Origin of the sequence: Salinisphaera sp., from assembly GCF_002729955.1 — a bacterium.
In the GTDB taxonomy this organism is placed as follows: Bacteria; Pseudomonadota; Gammaproteobacteria; order Nevskiales; family Salinisphaeraceae; genus Salinisphaera.
This window is the reverse complement of the sequence record NZ_PBYA01000036.1, coordinates 1-21,666: the sequence shown is the minus strand read 5'-3', so window position 1 is coordinate 21,666 and position 21,666 is coordinate 1. Positions and strand designations below refer to the sequence as shown.

At 62.3% G+C, this 21,666-nt stretch carries 21 protein-coding genes and 1 pseudogene; 13 read left to right on the top strand and 9 right to left on the bottom strand.

Annotated features, from left to right (window positions below; translation table 11 throughout):
• Positions 1 to 175: 175 nt before the first annotated feature.
• Positions 176 to 1,234 carry a GTP 3',8-cyclase MoaA gene (gene moaA, locus CMN27_RS10880; protein WP_293626382.1) on the top strand — a complete coding sequence of 353 codons (1,059 nt, stop codon included), beginning with the start codon at positions 176 to 178 and terminating at the stop codon, positions 1,232 to 1,234.
• Between the two features lie 54 nt (positions 1,235 to 1,288).
• Here moaA and CMN27_RS17455 read toward each other — a convergent pair whose 3' ends face one another.
• Positions 1,289 to 1,381, bottom strand: coding sequence for a hypothetical protein (locus CMN27_RS17455; protein WP_366515450.1), 93 nt, complete (start codon positions 1,379 to 1,381; stop codon positions 1,289 to 1,291).
• Positions 1,382 to 1,393: 12 nt separating this feature from the next.
• Here CMN27_RS17455 and CMN27_RS10875 point away from each other — a divergent pair, with 12 nt between their 5' ends.
• A complete protein-coding gene (locus CMN27_RS10875; protein WP_293626380.1) occupies positions 1,394 to 1,531 on the top strand; it encodes a hypothetical protein in 138 nt (45 codons plus the stop codon).
• 88 nt (positions 1,532 to 1,619) lie between these two features.
• Here the strand turns inward: CMN27_RS10875 and CMN27_RS10870 are convergent, their stop codons facing one another.
• Positions 1,620 to 1,931, bottom strand: a complete 312-nt coding sequence (locus tag CMN27_RS10870; RefSeq protein ID WP_293626379.1) for a nucleotidyltransferase domain-containing protein — start codon at positions 1,929 to 1,931, stop codon at positions 1,620 to 1,622.
• A gap of 54 nt (positions 1,932 to 1,985) precedes the next feature.
• Between CMN27_RS10870 and ybaK the strand changes: the two genes are divergently transcribed.
• Positions 1,986 to 2,459 (top strand): Cys-tRNA(Pro) deacylase, encoded by a 474-nt coding sequence (gene ybaK, locus CMN27_RS10865; RefSeq protein WP_293626377.1) that lies wholly within the window; start codon positions 1,986 to 1,988, stop codon positions 2,457 to 2,459.
• Positions 2,460 to 2,564: 105 nt separating this feature from the next.
• Complete coding sequence (gene ligD / locus CMN27_RS10860; RefSeq protein ID WP_293626375.1) at positions 2,565 to 5,102, top strand: DNA ligase D; 2,538 nt, start codon at positions 2,565 to 2,567, stop codon at positions 5,100 to 5,102.
• A gap of 90 nt (positions 5,103 to 5,192) precedes the next feature.
• Here ligD (CMN27_RS10860) and CMN27_RS10855 read toward each other — a convergent pair whose 3' ends face one another.
• Positions 5,193 to 6,101, bottom strand: coding sequence for a retron St85 family RNA-directed DNA polymerase (locus CMN27_RS10855; protein WP_293626374.1), 909 nt, complete (start codon positions 6,099 to 6,101; stop codon positions 5,193 to 5,195).
• On the bottom strand, positions 6,098 to 7,060 hold the full coding sequence (locus CMN27_RS10850; RefSeq protein WP_293626373.1) for a retron St85 family effector protein: 963 nt from the start codon (positions 7,058 to 7,060) through the stop codon (positions 6,098 to 6,100). The genes CMN27_RS10855 and CMN27_RS10850 overlap by 4 nt, the downstream gene beginning before the upstream one ends.
• A gap of 419 nt (positions 7,061 to 7,479) precedes the next feature.
• Here CMN27_RS10850 and CMN27_RS10845 point away from each other — a divergent pair, with 419 nt between their 5' ends.
• From CMN27_RS10845 to CMN27_RS10825, 5 genes are all read left to right on the top strand, one after another.
• Positions 7,480 to 8,256 carry a Ku protein gene (locus CMN27_RS10845; RefSeq protein ID WP_293626372.1) on the top strand — a complete coding sequence of 259 codons (777 nt, stop codon included), beginning with the start codon at positions 7,480 to 7,482 and terminating at the stop codon, positions 8,254 to 8,256.
• Positions 8,249 to 9,217 carry a Ku protein gene (locus CMN27_RS10840; protein WP_293626370.1) on the top strand — a complete coding sequence of 323 codons (969 nt, stop codon included), beginning with the start codon at positions 8,249 to 8,251 and terminating at the stop codon, positions 9,215 to 9,217. Before CMN27_RS10845 ends, CMN27_RS10840 begins: the two co-directional genes overlap by 8 nt.
• Positions 9,214 to 9,315, top strand: a complete 102-nt coding sequence (locus CMN27_RS10835; RefSeq protein WP_293626368.1) for a Rho termination factor N-terminal domain-containing protein — start codon at positions 9,214 to 9,216, stop codon at positions 9,313 to 9,315. The genes CMN27_RS10840 and CMN27_RS10835 overlap by 4 nt, the downstream gene beginning before the upstream one ends.
• Before the next feature lie 244 nt (positions 9,316 to 9,559).
• Positions 9,560 to 10,993 carry a sodium:glutamate symporter gene (locus CMN27_RS10830; protein WP_293626366.1) on the top strand — a complete coding sequence of 478 codons (1,434 nt, stop codon included), beginning with the start codon at positions 9,560 to 9,562 and terminating at the stop codon, positions 10,991 to 10,993.
• Positions 10,994 to 11,276: 283 nt separating this feature from the next.
• On the top strand, positions 11,277 to 12,176 hold the full coding sequence (locus CMN27_RS10825; protein ID WP_293626365.1) for an alpha/beta fold hydrolase: 900 nt from the start codon (positions 11,277 to 11,279) through the stop codon (positions 12,174 to 12,176).
• Positions 12,177 to 12,655: 479 nt separating this feature from the next.
• Here CMN27_RS10825 and ligD (CMN27_RS10820) read toward each other — a convergent pair whose 3' ends face one another.
• Genes ligD (CMN27_RS10820) through CMN27_RS10810 form a run of 3 tightly spaced genes read right to left on the bottom strand, consistent with a single transcriptional unit; the run spans position 12,656 to position 15,148 of the window.
• Positions 12,656 to 13,528 carry a non-homologous end-joining DNA ligase gene (gene ligD / locus CMN27_RS10820; RefSeq protein WP_293626364.1) on the bottom strand — a complete coding sequence of 291 codons (873 nt, stop codon included), beginning with the start codon at positions 13,526 to 13,528 and terminating at the stop codon, positions 12,656 to 12,658.
• Positions 13,525 to 14,538, bottom strand: a complete 1,014-nt coding sequence (ligD, locus tag CMN27_RS10815; RefSeq protein ID WP_293626363.1) for a non-homologous end-joining DNA ligase — start codon at positions 14,536 to 14,538, stop codon at positions 13,525 to 13,527. Before ligD (CMN27_RS10815) ends, ligD (CMN27_RS10820) begins: the two co-directional genes overlap by 4 nt.
• A gap of 4 nt (positions 14,539 to 14,542) precedes the next feature.
• On the bottom strand, positions 14,543 to 15,148 hold the full coding sequence (locus tag CMN27_RS10810; RefSeq protein WP_293626362.1) for a DNA polymerase ligase N-terminal domain-containing protein: 606 nt from the start codon (positions 15,146 to 15,148) through the stop codon (positions 14,543 to 14,545).
• Between the two features lie 190 nt (positions 15,149 to 15,338).
• On the opposite strand from CMN27_RS10810, the gene CMN27_RS10805 reads away from it, so the two are divergent.
• Positions 15,339 to 15,782: a nucleoside deaminase gene (locus CMN27_RS10805; RefSeq protein WP_293626361.1), complete on the top strand. Its 444-nt coding sequence runs from the start codon at positions 15,339 to 15,341 to the stop codon at positions 15,780 to 15,782.
• 15 nt (positions 15,783 to 15,797) lie between these two features.
• On the opposite strand, the gene CMN27_RS10800 is transcribed toward CMN27_RS10805, so the two are convergent.
• Positions 15,798 to 17,870: an ATP-dependent helicase gene (locus tag CMN27_RS10800; RefSeq protein ID WP_293626360.1), complete on the bottom strand. Its 2,073-nt coding sequence runs from the start codon at positions 17,868 to 17,870 to the stop codon at positions 15,798 to 15,800.
• Positions 17,871 to 18,039: 169 nt separating this feature from the next.
• Between CMN27_RS10800 and CMN27_RS10795 the strand changes: the two genes are divergently transcribed.
• The 3 genes and pseudogenes from CMN27_RS10795 to CMN27_RS10790 all read left to right on the top strand — a co-directional run bounded on the left by CMN27_RS10795 (position 18,040) and on the right by CMN27_RS10790 (position 20,270).
• A complete protein-coding gene (locus CMN27_RS10795; RefSeq protein ID WP_293626359.1) occupies positions 18,040 to 19,230 on the top strand; it encodes an amino acid aminotransferase in 1,191 nt (396 codons plus the stop codon).
• A gap of 97 nt (positions 19,231 to 19,327) precedes the next feature.
• Positions 19,328 to 19,657: pseudogene (locus tag CMN27_RS17450) on the top strand (EamA family transporter); the annotation flags it as partial.
• A 121-nt stretch (positions 19,658 to 19,778) separates the two neighbouring features.
• Positions 19,779 to 20,270, top strand: coding sequence for a DMT family transporter (locus tag CMN27_RS10790; protein ID WP_293626358.1), 492 nt, complete (start codon positions 19,779 to 19,781; stop codon positions 20,268 to 20,270).
• 129 nt (positions 20,271 to 20,399) lie between these two features.
• On the opposite strand, the gene CMN27_RS10785 is transcribed toward CMN27_RS10790, so the two are convergent.
• On the bottom strand, positions 20,400 to 21,666 hold a 1,267-nt coding region (locus CMN27_RS10785; protein WP_293626357.1), incomplete at its 5' end, for an NAD(P)/FAD-dependent oxidoreductase.

Sequence of the window (21,666 nt, the reverse complement as noted above, 5' to 3'; positions counted from 1 at the left end):
ATGCACCTAGTTGCAGCCCGACGCGATGTGACAATTCGCCGCGTTGCAGGCTCATGGTGCCACCGCAACCGCCTTGGGGCGAAGCCATTTGCCGCCCCGGGGCCGGTCTCACGCGCGCCCGTCGGGTGAAACAACGCTTGAGACGACGACGAGTAACCCTGATTATGTTCGGGTGATGACCCCTTCTAGCAAAGCAAACGCCGCAGCATCCCCCGTTGCCGATCGGTACGCGCGTCCGCTGCAGGATCTGCGCATCTCGTTGACCGACCGCTGCAACTTTCGCTGCACCTACTGCATGCCGCGCGAGCTGTTCGGCAGCGAGCATCTGTTCTTGCCGCGCCGCGAGCTGCTGGATTTCGAAGAGATCGAGCGCCTGGCCCGCATCGCAGCCAGTCTGGGCGTAAGCAAGCTGCGGCTGACCGGCGGCGAACCCCTGCTGCGCCGCGATATCGACGTGCTCATCGCGCGGCTGGCCGACATCGACGGCATCGACGATATCTGCCTGACCACCAACGGCTCGCTGCTCACCGAACAGCGCGCCCGTGAACTGAAAGCCGCCGGCGTGAACCGCGTCACCCTCAGCCTCGACGCCATCGACGACGACGTCTTCAAGGCGATCAACGATGTCGGCTACCCGGCCTCGAAGGTGCTTACAGCCATCGACAACGCCAAGGCCGCCGGGCTGACCCCGGTCAAGGTCAATTGCGTGGTCCAGCGCGGCGTCAACGAAGACCAGATCCTGCCGATGGCCGAATACTTCCGGCACTCGGACGTGGTGCTGCGCTTCATTGAATTCATGGACGTGGGCACCTCCAACGGCTGGCGCATGGAAGAAGTCGTGACCGCCCGCGAAATCGTGGAAACCATCCGAACGCGCCACGCGATCAGCCGTCTGCCTGCGAACGTGGCCGGCGAAACCGCCAACCGCTGGGTCTACGACGACGGCGCCGGCGAGATCGGCATCATCGCCTCCGTCTCCCAGCCCTTCTGCGGCGGCTGCACCCGGGCGCGGCTGTCTGCGATCGGCGAACTCTATACCTGCCTGTTCGGCGTACACGGGCGCGACCTGCGCACCCCGCTGCGCTCGGGCGCGAGCGACGATGAACTGCGCGGCCTGCTCTCCGGTATCTGGGCCGCCCGCGACGACCGCTATTCCGAACAGCGCGGCGAAGAAACCGCCCACCGGCGCGGCGATGCCGATGGCAAGGTGGAGATGTCGTATATCGGGGGCTGAGGAACGTCGCCCCTTCCCCGGTTTAATCGAACACAGATCGCGAGCGAGCGCTTATTACGCGTCGCTTGAGCCCATTAGCATTTCAAGATCCGCCTGCATCAACGGCAAATCCTGTTCGAGGGTTGTCCATACGATCGCGTCATCCACACTCGCATACCCGTGTATCAGAATGTTGCGCGGGCCAATGGCTTGACGCCCGCCTCGAACGCGCGCGAACAGCTCTACATCAAGCTGCTTCAGGCGATTCAACGCTTCGCCGATGATTTAAAACTGCCGCTCTACGGCAGAACGCAATAGCGCGCTTTCTTGATAGTCCGCATAGCCCCGGCCGGCGACGAACGCCTCAATGGCGCGGGCGGCCTGCAATGCGTCGTAAATGTACGTCTCAGGCTTGCGCGTCATACACGGCGCGCCGGGTTTCGTTAATGCTCGCCAGCAAATAGGGATTGCGAATCGCGCGACTGCTTACCAAATCAATACGCCGGCCGAACAGGTCGGTCAGCGCATCGAGAAGGTCGAAATACGCATGCGCCACGCCCCCCGGCGGCTCAGGGCCGAACTCGACCAGAAAATCGAGATCGCTGGCCTGCGGATCAAAATCCCCACGCGCAGCGGAGCCAAAAAGCTCCAACCGCTTCACGCCGTGTCGGCGAGCGATGCGGGCCACATCGTCTGCATGTCTATCGACGATATTCATGGGCTTAAAATAGTAGGCACCGTTCGAAAAGAATACCCGATCTGCGTCGAACCCATGACACCCGCGACTCAACTTCTGGACGAACACAACGTCCCCTACCAGCTGCATCAGTACGAGCACACTACCGCCCATAGCGATTACGGCATCGACGCCTCGCAGCAGCTCGGCGTCGCGCCCGAGCAGGTGTTCAAGACCCTCGTGGCCGAGCTCGACACTCACGCGCTCGTGGTGGCCATCGTGCCCGTGGCCGGGCGGCTGCACATGAAAAGCCTCGCGGCCGCGGCAGGTGCCAAGAAAGCCTTCATGGCCGACCGCGCAAAGGTCGAAAAGACCACGGGCTACGTGCTTGGCGGCGTTAGCCCGCTGGGCCAGAAGAAGGCGCTGGCCAGCTTCATCGACGAATCCGCTATTGCATTCGACACCATCTTCATCAGCGGCGGCCGGCGCGGGCTGGAAATCGAGATCGAGCCGTTCGCCCTGGCCGAGGCGATCGACGCGGGCTTTGTTGCTATCGCCGATACTGCGTAGTCCGCCGCATGGCAGCCGGCCGCCGGCCTGCTATGGTCGACTCCAGAATTTTCGACCGCGACACCTGCCCATGCGTTGTCGTTTGACCTGTCCTGCGGGCCTGGCATGAGCCGGCTCGACGACTACCGCAACAAGCGCGATTTCACCCGCAGCCGCGAACCCGCGGGCGAAGAGAACAGCACCGCCAGCGAGTGGCCACGCTTTGTCGTGCACAAACACGCCGCCTCGCATCTGCATTTCGACCTGCGCCTGGAAGAAGACGGCGTACTGCGAAGCTGGGCGCTGCCCAAGGGGCCGAGCCTGAAACCGGGCGAAAAACGCCTCGCCGTGGCCGTGGAAGATCACCCGCTCGATTACGGCGACTTCGAAGGCACGATCCCGAAAAAACAGTACGGCGGCGGCACGGTCATGATCTGGGACGCCGGCCTTTGGCGCGAAACGAGCCAACGCAAGAAAGACCGTATCGATTTTGAACTCGCGGGCGAGAAACTGGCCGGGCACTGGACGCTCGCCCAGATGGGCGGCAAAGCCGGCGACGGCGGCAAGAACTGGCTGCTCATCAAACGCCGCGACAAGCACCAACCCATCGACGAACCCGACGAGGCCAATACGAGTGTGGCCACCGGCCGCACCATGACCGAAATCGCCAACGGCGCGGCCGCCAAACACGAACCACAAACGCCTGCCCCCACGCTCGATCTCGACCCCGGCGCGCTCCACGGCGCCCGTAAACGCGCGCTGGCCCGCACGCCCAAGCCGCGGCTGGCCACCTTGTCGGACAAAGCCCCCGCCGGCGACGACTGGCTGCACGAAATCAAGTTCGACGGCTATCGCATCCTCGCGCGCCTGGAAAACGGGCGGGCGACGCTGCTCACCCGCAACGGCAAGGACTGGACCGATCGCTTTGCCGCCACGCGCCGCGCTGTCGAAGCCCTGGCGATCGACCACGCCCTGCTCGACGGCGAAATCGTCGCCCTCGATCGCGACGGCGTCAGCCGCTTCGGCCCACTGCAGGATGCCATCGCCAACCGTCGTACCGATCGGCTCGTCTACCAGGTGTTCGACCTGCTCCACGCCGGCGAGCACGATCTTAAAAAGGTCGCGCTGGTCGATCGCAAACGCCTGCTCCAAAAGCTCTGCGACGCGGCCGACGCCAACCGGGCGCTGCGCTATACCGACCATATCCAGGGCCAGGGCCCGGCGTTTTTCGAACAGGCCAGCGCGAGCGGGCTGGAAGGCATCATCAGCAAACGCGCCGACGGCGCCTACAGCGGTGGGCGCAGCAAACAGTGGCGCAAGATCAAGACCGAGCACGACGACAGCTTCGTGGTCGGCGGCTATACCGAACCTTCAGGCTCGCGTGCCGGCTTCGGCTCGCTGCTGCTCGGCGTACACGACGAGCACGGCCGCTTCGTCTATGCCGGGCGCGTCGGCACCGGCTTTTCGGACCGCCAGATCGAAGATCTTTCCGCACGGCTCGACCAACTCGGCGTATCCAAACGCCCCTTCGCCGAGCCCGTGCCGGATGCGGATACAGCCCACTGGGTCCACCCCGAACTGGTGGTCGACGTCACGTTTACCGAACGCACGGCCAGCGGCGTACTCCGCCACCCCAGCTTTCGCGGCCTGCGCGAAGATCGCGATGCCGATTCAATCGGCGCCAACCCACCCGAGCGCGACGGCGGATCGACCGGACCCAGGAAACTGCCGCGCAGCGACAACGCCAACAGAAAACGCCGCGCCGTCAAACTCGAAGGCATCCGCCTGACCCACCCGGATCGCGTCGTCTACCCGGAAACCGGGCTCACCAAGATCGAACTCGCCCGCTACTGCGTCGCCATCGCCGACTGGATTTTGCCGCATATCGCCGATCGCCCACTGTCGCTCCTGCGTTGCCCCGACGGCCAGAACGGCGAATGCTTTTTTCAAAAGCACCCGCGCACCGCCTTCCCCGACAGCCTGCCGACCGTCGCCATTGCAGATAAAAAGACCCCGGACGACACGCAAGATTATGTCTATGTACGCGACGCGGCCGACCTGGTCGCCCTCGTGCAGGCCGGCGTGCTGGAAATCCACCCCTGGGGCGCGCGGATCGACAACGTCGAACGCCCCGACCAGCTCGTGTTCGACCTCGACCCGCATGCCGACGTCGAATGGGCAGAAACCTGCCGCATCGCCCGCGAGCTGCGTGCCTATCTGGCCGAACTCGACCTCGCCGCCTTCCTACGCACCACCGGCGGCAAGGGCCTGCATCTGGTCGTACCCATCGAACGCCGCACGAATTGGAACGACGCCAAGGCCTTCGCCCGTGCCGTCTGCCAAACCTTCGCCGCCCGCGAACCCAAACGCCTGACCACGAACATGGCCAAGCACAAACGCCGCGGCAAGATCTTTCTCGACTACCTGCGCAACGGCCGCGGTGCCACCGCCATCGCCAGCTACTCGCCCCGCGCCCATGCCACGCCGACCATCGCCGTGCCAATTCGCTGGGAGGAACTAGCCGGCCTCGACAGCCCCGATCACTACGACATCGCGCGTGCCCTGCAGCGTTTGCAGCAACTCGAAAGCGATCCCTGGGCAAACTTCGACAGCGCTCGCAAACGGATCACGAAGGCGATGTGCGAGGCGGTTGGGCGACCTTGAGTTCACGAACCGCTGCTTGTCTGGGCAGATGAACATACTGTCCCCGGAACAAACTGCCCTCACCCTCGAATATTGCCCCGATCTTCCTCGCTATATTGAATATTTAGATTTAAGCCGCTCCGCAAAGCGTGGCTCAATACTACTAATGAAAGCTAAGAGACCTCGCAATTTAGCTTCCTCATCGGCAGAAAGACGACCTATAGAGAGCTTATGGCACATAGCTCTTGCAATGCGCTTCCTTTCGCGACCTACCGACAAGCCGCCGTCTGGCTTTAACACTACACCAGTTACACTTCGGCGCGAGTTGCGAGAGACGTTAACTGTTTTATTATCGTTGAACGATAATGCCGGGTAAGCTAACTCGTGCACAGTCTCGCGCACTAGACGCTCCACATACGAAAGCTGATTGGATTCCTGCGTCGAAAAAAAGAGATCGTCAGCATATCGAGTATACTTAACCGAATCAGGAAGGCTCTTACTAACTAGCGCGTCGAAATCAAAAAGAATACTGTTAGAAAGAAGCGGTGAACTTGGTGCGCCGATGCACAAACGAAGCGGAGGCTCTCTATTAGGAGTCCATAAAGTAGTGAGAGCGATAACACCTATATCGTCGGCGGTAAGTTCTTTAACGTACTTAGAAAGATGCTGCGATAAGTCTGAGAACTTTATTGATGGGAAAAAACTCGCAAAATCCATCTTTAGAAGGTAATTGGAACCATCGTGAACCAGCGCATTATTCTTGATTGAAATACTGTCACGGTAGGCAGTCGCATGGTCGCTTACCGGTAAAATGTCTCCCAGTTCTCGAATAATCCAGTACTGTAGTTTCTTTACCTCACGAGCCGGCTGAGCAACCTCCCTCCACCCTCCAGATCTTTTCGGTATTCTAAACTTCTTATATCGGAGAGGAGCAGTTGATATTATTCGTTTCAAAGACTCGCTTTGTAGCGACAAGTCTTGACACATACGGCCAAACAGCTGGGATTCCGATATCTTCATGACCTCGTCGCTCGCAGCACGAGATGCCTTTTTCGATCGCTTGACTCATAATACTCGCGAATAAAAGTTTTGTAGCGATCAAAGTCGAATTCTTTGCCTAGCCCTTTAAATTTTATAAAAAACCGAGAGCCTGTCGCCAGATAATAGCGCTGCCTGCTCTTAGCTTTGATTTCGACGAGCCCAACCAAATTAACAATAAATAATGCTTGTCTTAACGCTTCTAGTTCAAAATTGATATTGAGTTCCGCGAGATAGTAAGAAATCTCCGTGACAGTAAGCGCGCCGAACAAATTCAATAGATCACATACTAGTAGTATTTTATGAAGCCAACGTTCTTCTGAGAAGCTCTCCTCTGCCGTTCTATTTTCTTCCAGACGGGCGACGACTGCATTACAGAGGTCCGAAGAGAGAGCTGAAGCTTTTTCGACGTCGTATGCTAGGCAGGGGCCAATTTGGCTTAACCAATCTTCGACTTCAGCTCGATTTTCCAAAGAGTCTTCTAAGTATTTAATCGGGCCTAGCCGAATAAAAGATTGGCTCTCGTAGTGCCGCTCATCGATGAAAACTTGTAATTTTTGCTTTAAACCATCGATCGCAGAGAACAATCCAAGCTCGGCCAGAGAACCTTCACTCTCGAGAATGACAACTATGACCGAGGCCAATTCAGCCAGATGGGTTTCGAAAGTGAGAAGATCCAGATAAGTGCCGTCCGAATTCCAATTTTGGAAATCTTCAGCAATCTTTACAGTATTTGATACTTTCTCATCGGCGTATAGATTACGAGCTAGAGCGTCGCGTACAGATATCGGCTGGCGCGCGGTAGCATCCATTGGACCGCCGCAAAGAAATATATACCCTAAGAATGGCCTCACCATCAAATGGCTTTTAGCTAGCTCAGATATCAAACGGTCACGCGGATCAGGACCGGCCAAAATATAACCCTTTACCTCAAATTGCACCGCGAAAACGCAGGCGGGTTTTCCGAGAACCTACCGGAAGCGCAGGGAAACCCGCCTGCGTTTTCGCGGTGATAAACCCGGTCAATAAATAACTGTCTGGCGAATCGCCCGACTATTCCACAAACCCAACGCATGGAATCGCGTAAAGAGCAAGTTAAAGATAACCTAGTACCATGGTGCCGTAAAGCTAGAGACATGCGCAATCCGGGGACAGTATACCTATCTATGTCATGACTCGGTCGATTCGGGTTGTCGCAGGTAGCGTTCACATCACCCCAGAGATCAACTAGCCGCCGTTACGGCAACGCCAGCCAACCCCAAACGCGACCTATCGTAAGAACTACGTTCATTTGCGGACTGCGGGTCGGCGCGGCTTGCGTCATAGTCGCGCGAGTGTTCTTCGAGCGCGAGACTAAACCATGACCGCCCGAGCGATGTGGAAAGGTGCGATTCATTTCGGCGGCATGCGCGTGCCGGTGAAGTTCTATGCGGCGGTGGCCGACAAGAGCGTTCATTTTCGGCTGCTGCATGAGAAGGACCAGGTGCCGGTCAAGCAGGCGATGGTCAATCCGGAGACGGATGACGTGGTCGCCCAGTCCGAGGCGCAGTATGCGTATGTGACCGAGGATCATGACTGGGTGGTGCTCGACGAGGAAGACTTCGACGCGATCGAGCCGGAGGCGTCGCGCGAGATCGATATCCTGCATTTTCTGCCGGCGGGGGTGATCGACCATCGCTGGTATCTGCGCCCCTACTATCTCGGCCCGGACGGGGACGAGGCGAGCTACAGCGCGCTCATCAAAGCGCTCGAACAGACCGGCCGTGAAGGCGTGGCCCGCTGGGTGATGCGCAAGAAGACCTACGTGGGCGCCCTGCGGCTGTACCACGGCTACCCGGTGATGGTGTCGTTGCGCCATGACGGCGAGGTCGTATCCATCGACGAGCTGAAGGCGCCGAGCGGGCGCAAGCTCGATGACAAGGAACAGGACATGGCGGCACAGCTCATCGACATGCTGGCCGAGGATTTCGACCCGGCGGACTACGAGAACAGCCACCGCGAGCGCATTCTCGATCTCATCGAGACCAAACGTCGCGGCGAGAGCGTAAAGCTGACGCCGATCAAGCAGCGCGAGGCATCTAGCAACGTGGCCGAGGCCCTGGAAGCCAGCCTGAAGCGCGAGCGCAAGAGTGCCTAAAAACAAGGAAGACAAGGACGACGATAAGGACTACCACGAGGCCGAGCACCACGGCCCGCGGCCGTTCTGGTCCAGCACGATCACCTTCGGGCTGGTGAGCCTGCCGGTGAGCCTGTACGTGGCCACGCGGTCCAAGCGCGTGAAGCTGCGTATGGTTGATCACGACGGCGAGCCGCTGGCCAAGCGCTATTTCTGCCCGGCCGAAGAAGTCGCACTCGAATCCGACGAGATCGTACGCGGCTACGAGGTCGAGAAAGATCAGTTCGTGGTGGTGGAAAACGACGAGCTCGACGCCATTGCCCCGGAGAAATCGCAGGAAATCGACCTGCGCCGTTTCGTGCCGGTGGACCAGATCGATCCGATGTTCTTTCAGCGCGCCTACTTCCTGGCGCCGAACCAGGGCGCGATCAAGCCCTACCGGCTGCTGGCCCAGAGCATGGAAGACAGCGAGCGGGCGGGCATTGCCACCTGCGTGATCCGCGGCAAGGAATATCTGCTGGCGATCTTGTCGCACCAGGGCATTCTGCGGGCCGAGATCCTGCGGTTTGCCGAGGAGCTGCGCACCCCGGCCGATATCGGCCTGCCCGAGTCGATCGATGCCGATAACGACCTCACGAAGAAGATGGTTAAGTCGATCGAGGCGAACGGGCGCAAGACCTTGGATCGCGACGCACTCACCGACGTGCGCTCGGAACGTATTCGCGAGCGCGTGGACGACAAGCTGGAAGCCGACCAGGACGTGATCCACGAGGCCGAAGACGACGATATCGAGGATGCGGACAGCGACGAAGAGCCGGTCGACCTCATGGCCGTACTCAAACAGAGCCTGGAACAAAAGAGCGGCGACTCGGGCAACGACAGCAACAAGAAAACGAACGGAAACAAGCGCAAGGGCAAGCCGCAGAAATCGAAGAAGAAGGCGCAGAAAAAGAGCGGCGGGACCCGACAAGCACCGATATGACGCGCGACGAGCTCTACGATCGCGCCCAGCAGCTGGATATCCCGGGACGTAGCCGTATGACTAAAGAAGAACTCGCTGCCGCGATCAACGACGCCTGAAAAAGCAAGAAGAAAACCCTTGTATTTTTATCGAGTTACGGACGCATAAAATCGGCGCCCATAGTCACCCGGTATCAATCGGCCCCATCGGCACGAAAACTGCGTTTGCCTGTGCCCTGGAACGGACTACGCTGGTAGCCAGGGGTCGCCCGCACCGACGACGGCTTGCGGGCCGAGCCGTTGGCAGGCCGGATTCCAACGCAATCAAGACAACAACAAGTACATCGATAAAACAGGGGGCTTCATGACGGCCGATCAGATTGGTTTTTCCTTACTCATGCTGGCGATTCTGCTCTATGCCGGTAAATGGGTTCGCATGCACTGGGCGCCGGCCCAGAAGCTGTTCCTGCCGGCCTCGATTCTGGGCGGCGCCATCGGTCTTCTGCTGGGCCCCGGCGTGCTCGGCGCCATCGCGCGTGCCGTGGGCGGCGAAGAGGCGCCCCTGGCGCAGGGCGCGATTCCCGAATCCATGCTCTCCATATGGAGCGACCTACCTGGGCTGTTGATCAACGTGGTGTTCGCCACCCTGCTGCTGGGCGTGCCCCTACCCAACTTCAAGCGGGTGTGGGGCCTGGCCGGGCCGCAGCTGGCCTTTGGCATCACCCTGGGTGCCGGCCAGTATGTGATTGGTATCCTCATCGCCGCCCTCGTGCTGGCGCCGTTTTTCGGCGTACCGATCATGGCCGGCGCGCTCATCGAAATCGGCTTTGAAGGCGGCCACGGCACGGCCGCGGGTCTGCAGGGCACCTTCGCGGAGCTCGGCTTTGCCGACGGCGCCGATCTGGCCGTGGGCATGGCCACGGTGGGCGTGGTCTCGGGCATCGTGTTCGGCATCATTCTGATCAACTGGGGCGTGCGCACCGGCAAGAGTGCGGTGCTGGACAAGAGCGTCGCCAGCATTCCGCACGAGCAGCGCCGCGGCCTGGTCGCCCACGACGACCGCCCGGTCTCGGCCGGCAGCATGACGGTACGTTCGGAATCGATCGAGCCGCTGACGCTGCATTTCAGCTTCATCGCCATGGCCATTCTCGTGGGCCTGGGCATTCTCGAAGCCATGAGCTGGGTCGAAAGCGTGACCTGGGGCGCCGGCGAAGACGGCATCGAACTGCTCAGCGCCGTTCCGCTGTTTCCGCTGGCCATGATCGGCGGTCTGGTCGTACAACAGATCCTCACGCGCTTCGACAAGCACAACCTGCTCGATCGTGCCCTGATGGAACGTATTCAGGGTTTCGCGCTGGACGCGCTCATCGCAGCCGCCATCGCCAGCCTGTCGCTGACGGTCATCGCCGATCACTGGGCGGCCTTCGTATTGCTCGGCCTGGCCGGCATTGCCTGGAACGTGGGCATGTTCCTGTGGCTGGCGCCGCGGGTGATCCCCAAGTACTGGTTCGAGCGCGGCATCGGCGATATCGGCCAGTCCATGGGCGTGACCGCCACCGGCCTGATCCTCATGAAGATCGCCGATCCGGACAACAAGACACCGGCCTACGAGGCGTTCGGCTACAAGCAGATGGTGTTCGAGCCCTTCTTCGGCGGCGGTCTGATCACCGGCCTGTCGCTGCCCATCATCTACAACTTCGGCCCCTGGCCGTTCTTTGGCGTGATGCTGGCGCTGGTGGTGCTGGGTATCGGCTCCGGGCTGTTCTACTTCGGGCGCTTGAAGCAGGAACAAACCTGAGCGGGGCCGCTTGACCAATCGCCACGCCGCCGCGTTGCAAGACGTCGCGGCGTGGCCTGATCGCTGCCGACGTGCCCGAGCCGCGGCGCCCATGCGTCGTGGCTCGGCCGTATCGTTACAGCACAACTGCAAACGCTGGCAATACGGCGACTCCCCTTGCGTGGCGATGGCCGATCGTTGCCCCGGAACGCTTGAGGTATTATTAGAAAATAATACTTTTTAGCTTTGTACACTCTGTGCGCCATACCGGGCGCCGCGAGCGTGTACAAAAACGGACCACGGCATGATTTCACGCAGCACTGCGGATGTTTCGTTTACGAGCCAGGGCACGAAATGTGCCGCCACGCTACACACGCCCAAGGGGCAGGCCGAGGGCCCCTTTGCGACTATCATCATGGTGCATGGCTGGGGCGGCACCCAGCTGATGCTGGTCACCCACTTCATCGAAGCGTTCAACGAGGCCGGCTTCGCGGTACTGACCTTCGATTACCTGGGCTGGGGCGACAGCGAAGGCACGCCGCGCCACACCATCAACCCCTGGAAACGCGAACAGACGGTCGAAGACGTGATCGCCCATGCGCGCACGCTCGACGCGGTCGATGACACCCGGCTCATCCTCTTGGGCTCGTCGCTCGGCGGCGGCCATGTGGTGAAGATCGCGGCACGGCATTCGGAATTATGCGGCGCGATCGCCCAGGTGCCGATGCTGGACGGCATTCGCGCGGTGACTACTGTACCGCTGCCACGCATGCTTCGATTCGGCTGGGACATGGCCCGCGACTGGGCGCGCCCCGGGCGCACCCATTACATTCCCACCATCTCGCTCCAGGGCGAGTACGCCTCGGTGGATCGCGACGGCGCCTGGCGCGCACATTCCTGGAATGAGTCGAATCTGGGCGAGGATTACGACAACCGCGTCGCGGCGGGGTCACTGGCGACCATGGGTTTCTACCGCCCGTTAAAGCACCTGAAATCGATCCGTATCCCGACCCTGATCATCGGCGCGACCCGGGACACCGTCGCCCCGTTCGACCAACGCAAGGTACAGGCGCACGCTTCCGAAAACGTCACGATCAAGACCCTCGACGCCAACCATTTCGACCCCTTCCTTGAGCCCTGGTACGAGACGAATATCGGCCTGCAGCTCGATTTTCTGCGCGGGCTGGTATCGACAGATGCATGACACCGATCGCGTTGTCAGGTGGGATTAGCGTCGCGTAATCACCATGGAACCCAAGCTGCAGGGCTGATCCGGCCTACGCGCCGAGCCGACGAGAGAGACCGTTCCATGTTGGCTTACGGCCTTTGGCCTAAGCCAACCTACGCAAGTCGAGACTGCGACCCGGCAGTAGAAGCCCGCTTATTGAACGCCAAGAGCGTAAATGGCGGGCTCCGGTTTCGACCCGCCTGACCACCGGTGAACGAAGGGCGTAGGTTGGATTAGCGAAGCGTAATCCAACAAACAAAGAACCCGGCCTGCCGGGCTATTCCGGCCTACGCGCCGAGCCGGCGAGAGAGACCGTTCCATGTTGGCTTACGGCCTTCGGCCTAAGCCAACCTACGCGCCTGCACGGACGCGAAAGCGTCGGCTGCAAACCATGTGGCGGCACGGCATTCTTTCTCATTCCTGCGGCCGGAACGCCGAGCCGTTCGCTGTTGGCGTCAATCGTCGAGCTGGCGAATGGCAGACGTCAGACTCTGTGCCTGGCGGTCGATATCGGCCCAGGGGCAATTCCGCTGCGCGAGCCGACGAAAGATATTGCCCAGGTGAAAGCGCTGCGGGCCGATCTTGGCGTCGCCGAGTTCATCCCAGTCCAGCGGCGTGGCGATGGGCGCGCCGGGTTTCGCGCGCAGAGAGTACGGGGCGATACCGGTCTGGGCATAGGCGTTACGGCGGATATCCAGATACAGCCGCCCCTGGCGTTTGTCCTTGCGGTGGGCGGTGGTGAAATCGTCCGGGTGTTCGCCGGCAAGCTGCTCGGCCACGCGTTCGGCGAAATCGCGCACCGTGTCAAAGTCGGCGCTACGGTCCAGCGGCACAACCACATGCAGCCCTGAAGACCCCGTCGTCATCACGAATGAGGCCAAGCCGAGCGCGTCCAGACGCTCGCGCACGCAACGTGCGGCCTTGATCACCTGATCAAAATCGTCGCCCGGCGGGTCGAGATCGAAGATCAGCCGGTCGGGATGGTGCGGCTTGTCGGCCCGCGACAGCCATACATGGAAGGCGATCGTGCCCTGGTCGGCCAGCCAGGCCAGCGTATCGGCATCAGGGGCCACGGCATGAGTAATCTGGCCGTCTTCCTTGTCGACCGTGACGCGCTCCATCCAGTCCGGGTAATGATCCTGGACGCTTTTCTGAATGAAGTTCACGCCGTCGATACCGTCGGGGAAACGGTGCAGCGTCAACGGCCGGCCTTCGATGAGCGGCAGCATCTGGGCGGCAATACGCTGGTAGTAGTCAACGAGATCGGCCTTCGTATAGCCGGCATCCGGGTAGAACACTTTGTCAGCGTTGTCGATTTCGATACTCATGGCGCGCTTTCGGGTTGCTCGCGCACGACTTCGCTTGCGTCCTTGTCGTCCCGTTCGCCGAGATAGCTCGGGTGGCGCAGGCGGCCGTCGTCGGTCCATTCCGTGAAGGCGAATTCGGCCACGCGTTCGGGCGTGACCCAGTGCACGCCGGCTCGCTCGGCGGGCGGATCGACGAACGGCGCAGTCTTGCGCTCGATGGCATCCAGCGCGCCGCGCAGGCGCTCGAGCTCGCGCTCGTCGAAGCCGGTACCGACTCGCCCGGCATAGTGCAGTTCGTCGTTATCGTAATAACCAACCAGCAGCGCGCCGAGACCGCTGCGGCTGCCCTGCGGATCGGTAAAACCGCCGATGACCAGTTCCTGGCCGTGGCTGCACTTGAGCTTGAGCCAACGCCTGGACCGCCCGCAGCGATAGGGGCTGTCGGCCTGCTTGGCGAGAATGCCCTCCCAGCCTTTGGCCCGTGCTTCGGCGAGATACTCCTCGCCGCAGGCATTGCGGTGCGCGGTGTAGCGCAGCGCCTTGCCGAAATCGAACTGGCTGCGCAGCAGCTGCTTGCGATCGCGCAGGGCCACGCGGCGCAAATCCAGCCCGTCCAGCCAAGGACAGTCGAAGGCATAGAAATACACGGACACGCCGCTCGCCTTAGCCTCTTCCGGGTCGCTGATGCCGGAGCGCTGCTGAAGACGCGAAAAACTGGTGACCTTGCCGTCAAAGGCGACCACTTCGCCGTCGAGCACGAAGCGCCGATGCGGCTGCTCGGCGAAACACGCCACCAGTTCGGGAAAGTGCTCGGTGCGCGACTGGCCGTTGCGGGTCAGAAGCTCCACATGATCGCCGTCGCGAAACACGAGCAGGCGAATACCGTCGAGCTTGCGTTCGAATATCCACTCCTCGTCCGAAAACGGTGTATCGGAGAGCGTGGCCAGCATCGGCTCGAAATGGCGCGGCATGGTCACGTTTCGTGTGTCGTCGAGCACGCGCTCGGGCAACTCGTCGCGCCAGTCAGTCATGGTCTTACTCCTGGGCGGCGATGTCGGCAAGGCCGCGATCGCTCAATACCGAGTCGGGTTCGGTGTTCACCGGGTTACGCCGGGCATCGGCCTGGGCGTCGTCCATCTTCACCAGCAGCCACTGGCGCTTGCCGTTCTCGCTGCGGAAATGGGTGAGCGAATAGCCGCCGCTGATCTTCTCGCCGTGCAGCACCACGGTGAGATGGCCATCGGCAAAACACTCGGCCAGGCTCTTTTCGATATCGCCGTTATGGTCGCGCTTGGCGTTTTCGAAGGCGCCCGTATCCCAGACCAGCACCGTGCCACCGCCATACTGGTCGTCGGGGATCACGCCTTCGAAGTCGGCATAGCCGAGCGGGTGATCTTCGGTTTCCACGGCCAGGCGCTTCTCGCGCGGGTCGGTCGACGGGCCCTTGGGCACCGCCCAGGACTTGAGCACGCCGTCGATCTCGAGCCGGAAATCGTAGTGCAGCGTTGAGGCATCGTGCTTCTGGATCACGAAGATCGGGGCCTCGCCGCGTTTGCCTGCGCGCGCCTTGCCCGAAGGCTCCGGGCTGCGCTCGGCGTCACGGCGATCACGATAGCGGGCAAGCTTGTCTTGTGTGGACATGTCGACTCCCGTGCCTGGGGCGTGTCATCACGAGATATGACGGCACGCCCTGGTACATGATTGTTAGCGCGCGGCGTTAGTCCTGCCTATTCGCAGTTCTACCCATACGCCCCGTGCCGGCGGCCGCGCCCTACCCGCTCGCCTGTCAGCGCATGAGCGCCTAAACTCGCGCTTTTGCGGATGTTTTGTGATGAACCATAGCGATTACATGGCCCAGGCCCTGGCACAGGCCCAGCTCGGCCGGGATGAAGGCGGCGTGCCCATCGGCTGCGTGCTGGTACGCGACGGCGAGGTGGTCGGCGCCGGCCACAACCGCCGCGTGCAAAACGACAGCGCCATCCTGCATGCCGAAATGGACGCGTTCGAAGCCACCGGCCGCCGCCCCGGTTCGTTCTACAAGGACGTCACCCTCTACACCACGCTCTCGCCCTGTGCGATGTGTACCGGCGCCATCCTGCTCTACGGCATTCCGCGCGTGGTGATCGGCGAAAACGAAAGCTTCATGGGCGAAGAAGCCCTGCTCGCCGAACGCGGTGTGGACGTGGAAGTGCTGGGCGATGCCGGCTGTCGAGCCCTCATGGTCGACTTCATGCGCGAGCGCCCGGATCTCTGGAACGAGGATATTGGCGTCTAGGAAAGCTCTGCCCACTTACTGCCACAGCGCCCGCGCGCCCGCTGCGATATCGATCTGCGGCGGGCGCGGCGTTTGTGCCGCCGATGTGCGCGCCGGTTCGACCGTGCCGTCGGTAACGGCTTCGAAATGGCGCATGACGCGCGGGGTGAGAAAACGACTGGTCGCGCCATAAACATGGCGGTCGCCGTGGCGATGCTGTTCGGTGACGTAGTAGCGCAGCGGCGAGACGATCTCCAGCGTGTTCTTCGCCCGCGTGAAAGCCACATACATCAGCCGGCGCTCTTCATCGAGCGCGGCGTCGCTGGATGTCGAATACTCGTTCGGAAAGGTGCCGTCGGCGACGTGCAGCAGATACACGCTGTCGAACTCCCGCCCCTTGGCGCTGTGCACGGTCGACAGCACCAGATAATCCTCGTCGAGGTGAGCATCGTCGTTGTGATCGCCGGTCGCCGAGGGCGGGTCGAGGGTGAGATCGGTCAGAAAGGCGGCTCGATCGGCATGCTGGGCGGCCATGCGCACCAAGTCGTCGATATCGCCGGCCCGGGCCGTGGTCGGCGGCTCGAAGCGTTCGTCGAGCATGCGCTTGTACCAGGCGGCCAGCGGTTCGACGCCGGCCGGCCAGTCGGCATGCACCGCCTCGGCAAGCTGGCCCGCCAGGGCCTGCCATACGTCGCGATCGCCGCGCGGTAGGCGAAAGCCGGCCAGGGCCGACAGCGAATCGTTATGCGATTGCAGGTGCTCCCAGGCCTGGCGTGCGGTGCCCGGCCCCACGCCGGGCACGAGCTGGAAGGCGCGATAGGCGGCGATCTCGTCGCGCGGATTTTCGGCCAGGCGCAGCAGCGCGAGCAGATCCTTCACATGGGCGGCTTCGAGGAATTTCAGCCCGCCGTACTTGCGAAACGGAATATCGCGTCGGATCAGCTCCACCTCCACATCGTTGGCGTGGTGGGCGTTGCGAAACAGTACGGCCTGCTGCTTGAGTTCGACCCCGGTTTCCCGGCGTTCGAGCACGCGGTCGACCACATAGCGGGCTTCGTCCACGCTGTCGCGCACGGTGACATGGCGCGGCTTCATGCCCGCCCCGCGATGGCTGTAAAGCGTCTTGTGATAGCCCGTGCTCGCCTCGCCGATGAGCGCGTTGGCGGCATCGAGAATGGCCCCGGTGGAGCGATAGTTGCGCTCCAGGCGTACCGTCATGCAGCCGGGGTAGTCGTTAGCAAAGCCGAGGATATTGGCGACCTCGGCAGCCCGAAAGCCATAGATGGCCTGGGCATCGTCACCGACCACGCACAGCCCGCGTCCGTCCGGGCACAGGCGCTTGAGAATGGCGGCCTGGAGGATGTTCGTATCCTGGTATTCGTCGACCAGGACGTGGTCGAAGCGACCGGCTACGGCCTCGGCCAGGGCGTCGTGGCCCATCATCATCGCCCAGTAGAGCAGCAGGTCGTCGTAGTCCAGCGTGGCCCGGGCGAGCTTGCGTTCGGTATAGGCCGCGAACAGGGCCTTGAGCCCGTCGTGATGCTCTGCGCACCAGGGATAGCGCGTGGCCAGCACGTCCGCCAGGGTGGTCTGGCGATTGACCACCTGCGAATAGATGCCCAGGCAGGTGTCCTTGCGCGGGAACCGGGTCTTGCCCGCGCCCAGATTCAGATTCTGGCGGCAGACGTCGAGCAGATCGGCCGCATCGCCGCGATCGAGAATCGAAAACTGCCCATCGAGCCCCAGCGCACCGGCCTCCTCGCGCAGCAGCCGTGCGCCGATGGCATGAAACGTCCCGGCCCAGGGCAGCTTCAGGCCCGCCGTACGCCGCCCGCGGGCAGCGAACGCCGCCTCCACCACCGCATGCGCGCGGCGCGTCATCTCGTCGGCCGCGCGGCGTGAAAACGTCAGCAACAGAATACGCCGCGGATCCACGCCCGACAGCACCAGATGCGCGGCGCGATGCGACAGCGCCTGGGTCTTGCCACTACCCGCGCCGGCGATCACCAGCAGCGGGTCGCAGTCGAAGCGCCCGTCGATATGCAGGCCATGAGTTACGGCCTCGCGCTGGGCGTCGTTGAGATCGTCGAGATAAGCCGTATCGGACATGCGCCCAGACTGGCCCAGGCGGTGGGTCAGATCATGACCCACCGCCGTCCCGGCGCCTGTCGCAGACCGCCCGGGCCGGGCGGCATTCGGCAGCGGCCGGTCGAGACGTTAAACTACGGCTCGACACCCGCGCGCGTTGTGCGTCGCGAAGCGAACCACGAGGAAAACGATGTTCGAATCGATTGAGCGAGTGCCCGGCGATGCCATTCTCGGGCTGATCGAAGCCTTCAAGAACGACAAGAACCCCAACAAGGTCGACCTGGGGGTGGGCGTCTATCGCGACGAGCAGGGCAATACGCCGATCATGCGCGCGGTCAAGCAAGCCGAGAAGCTGCTCATCGACAACGAACAGACCAAGGCCTATATCGGCTCGCACGGCGACCCGGAATACGGCGCGGATATCCTCAAGACCGTGTTCGGCGCCGAAAGCGAAGTGCTGGCCAACGATCGCGCGAGCGCGACCCAGTCGCCCGGCGGCACCGGCGCGCTGCGCCTGGCCGCGGACTTCATCAAGAGCAACCTGCCCGGCAAGTCGATCTGGCTGTCCGACCCCACCTGGCCGAACCATCTGGGCGTGTTCGGCGCGGCCGGGCTGAATATCGAGAAGTATCCCTATGTCGATGCCGACAACCGGCTCGACTTCGACGGCATGCTCGCCGCGCTCAAGCAGATCCCGCAGGGCGACGTGGTGCTGCTGCATGCCTGCTGCCACAACCCGACCGGCTTCGACCTGTCGCAGGACCAGTGGCAACAGGTGCTGGCCGTACTGCAGGAGCGCGAGCTGCTGCCGCTGGTCGACTTCGCCTACCAGGGCTTCGGCGACGGCATGGACGAAGACGCCTACGGCGTGCGCCTGCTGGCGAACACGCTCGACGAGATGCTGATCACCCAGTCCTGCTCGAAGAACTTCGGCATCTATCGCGAGCGTACCGGCTGCTTCATCGCCGTGGCCAAGGACGCCGACGACATGGCCGATGTGCGTTCGCAGCTGGCGATCACCGCGCGCGAAAACTATTCCAACCCGCCCGGGCATGGCAGTGCCATCGTGGCCACCATCTTCAACTCCGACGAGCTGACGACGATGTGGCGCGAGGAACTCGACGAAATGCGCGGGCGCATCAACGGCCTGCGCAACGACTTCGTCAAGGCACTGGCGCCGCACGGGCTGGACCAGCGCTTTGCCCACGTGGCCGAACAGCGCGGCATGTTCTCCTTCACCGGGCTCAAGCCCGAGCATGTCGAAAAGCTGCGCGACGAACACAGCATCTACATGGTCAAGTCGGGTCGGGCGAACGTGGCCGGGCTCAACAGCGCCAACCTCGACTATGTCTGCAACGCGATTGCCGACGTCGTGAAATAGCATCGTGGGCGCCGTGCAAACGGCGCTCGACGACAGGTATCGCGAAGCCCGCCGCCCGGCGGGCTTCGTCGTTTGTAGCAACCGCTGGCTGATTGCGATGGCTGACCATTCCACGTCCGGGCAATCGCGCTGGACAATCCCGTTCGCGCTCTGCGTGGCCGTGCTGGGCGTTTCGTCCTCGGCGCCGCTGGTCAAGCTCGCTGCGGCACCTGCACCCGCGGTGGCCGCCTATCGCATGCTGTTTTCTGCGCTGCTGCTGTTGCCGGTGGTCGCCTGGCGGCATCGCGCCGAACTGGCAGCCATACGGCGCAGCGACCTGCTGCGTTGTGTCGCGGCCGGCGTGCTGCTGGGCTTTCATTTTCTGAGCTGGTTCACCTCGCTGGACTACACCACCGTGGCCAGCGCGGTGACGCTGACCACGCTGCAGCCGTTGTTCGCCTTCGTGCTGGCCTATGCCATGTTCGGCGAACGCCTGCGCCTGGCCGCCTTCGCCTGGCCGCCTTCGCCTGGCCGCCTTCGCCGGCGCGCTGCTGTCGATTGCCGGGGCAATGATCATCGGCTGGGGCGATATCGCCGTCTCGGGGGCCGCCCTGTTCGGCGATATCCTGGCGCTACTCGGCGCGGCGCTGGCGACCGGCTATTTCTTCGTCGGCTTTCGGGCGCGCCAGCATCTGTCGCTCAACGCCTATACCTTCCTGATCTATGCCGCGGCAGCCGCGGTGCTGTTTGCCTACTGCGTCACGCTCGGCGTGCCGCTGGCCGGCTATGCGGATACCGACTGGGCCGTCTTCCTGGGGCTGGCGATCTTTCCCACCCTGCTCGGCCACTCGGTATTCAACTGGAGCATGCGCTGGGTGAGCGCGACGGTGATTTCAGTGGTCGTGCTCTGCGAGCCGATCGGCGCTTCGGCGCTCGCCTGGCTGATTTTCGGCACCCTGCCCCAGCTCAGCCACTATATCGGCGGCTCGGCGGTGCTCCTCGGCGTACTGGTTTTTATGCGCTATCGCCATCCGCCGCCGGCGGCGAGCGGCGCCGGCTAGCGGCCGCATGTTGTCCGCCAATGAACGCGAAGAAACGCGAATAAGGCAAACAGATCGGTCGCCGAGGCCAGTCCGCCTCATCCGTGCTTCAAGCCCTGGGCGGAATCCTCTCCATTATCAAGACAGCTCTTAGCGCACGACCTCGTACTCGCCGAGCTTGAAACGACGCATCGACAGCGCGTATTCCGTGGCCAGCCCCGGAAACAGCGTGTGGTTCTCGCCGTGCTCGTCGAGATACCAGCTCTGGCAGCCCGAGGTCCATGAGGTATAGCGCATCCGGTTCTGCAGCCTTTCGTGATAGCGCTGCATGACCTTCGGCTTGACCGCGATCGCGGTCAGTTCGTCGTCGAGCAGTTTGGCGATCGCCTGGGTGATATAGCGTGCCTGGGCTTCGGTATAGATGAGCACCGAGGTATGCCCCGGCCCCGTGTTCGGCCCGAGCATGAAAAACCAGTTCGGCACGCCCGCCGTGGCCACACCCTTGTAGGCCTTGCCGCCCGGCCCGCTCCACAGGTCGGCCAGGCGCTGGCCCTGGCTGCCGATGATGGGAAACGGCGCGCTGGCGATATTGATCTTGAAACCGGTGGCCGTAACGATCACATCGGCCTCGATCTCGCGGCCGTCGCTCAGGCGCAGGCCGTTTTCAGTGAAACGCTCGACGCCCGCGGTTTCAAGCTCGACGTTGTCGCGCGTGAAGGCGGGATAATAGTTGCTCGAAAACAGCACCCGCTTGCAGCCGATCTCATAGTCGGGGGTGAGTTTTTCACGTAGTACCGGGTCCTTCACCGCCGAGCGCATGTTCCAGAGCGCCAGTTTCTTCATGGCGGTGGCCAGCGGCGAATCCAGAATCACGGCCGGGCCGACCAGGCCTTCGGTAATGGCCAGAATCGCGCGCCGGAACGCGGTCTGGGCAAACGGCAGGCGTCGGAACGCGGTCTTCATCAGATCCGGCAGCGCCTTGTCGAGCTTGGGCAGCACATAGGGCGCACTGCGCTGGACGACGGTCAGGCGTTCGACGTCGGGGGCGATCGACGGGATCACCTGAATGGCGCTGGCGCCGGTGCCGATGATCGCGACCTTCTTGCCGGCCAGGGAGACGTCGTGATTCCAGCGCGCGGTATGCATGATCTCGCCGGTGAAGTCGTCCATGCCGGCAAAGTTCGGGGTGGACGGTTCGACCAGCCCGCCCACGGCCGAGATCACGGCCCGGGCGATGTAACGCGTGCCGTTGTCGCTTGTCAGATGCCAGAGGCCGCGCGCGTCGTCGAACTCGGCGCGGGCGATGCCCACGCCGAAATGCAGATGGGCATGCAGCCCGTATTTGTCGGCACAGCGCTGGATATAGGCATGGATCTCGGCCGACCCCGAATAGGTGGTCGACCAGTCGGGGTTCTGT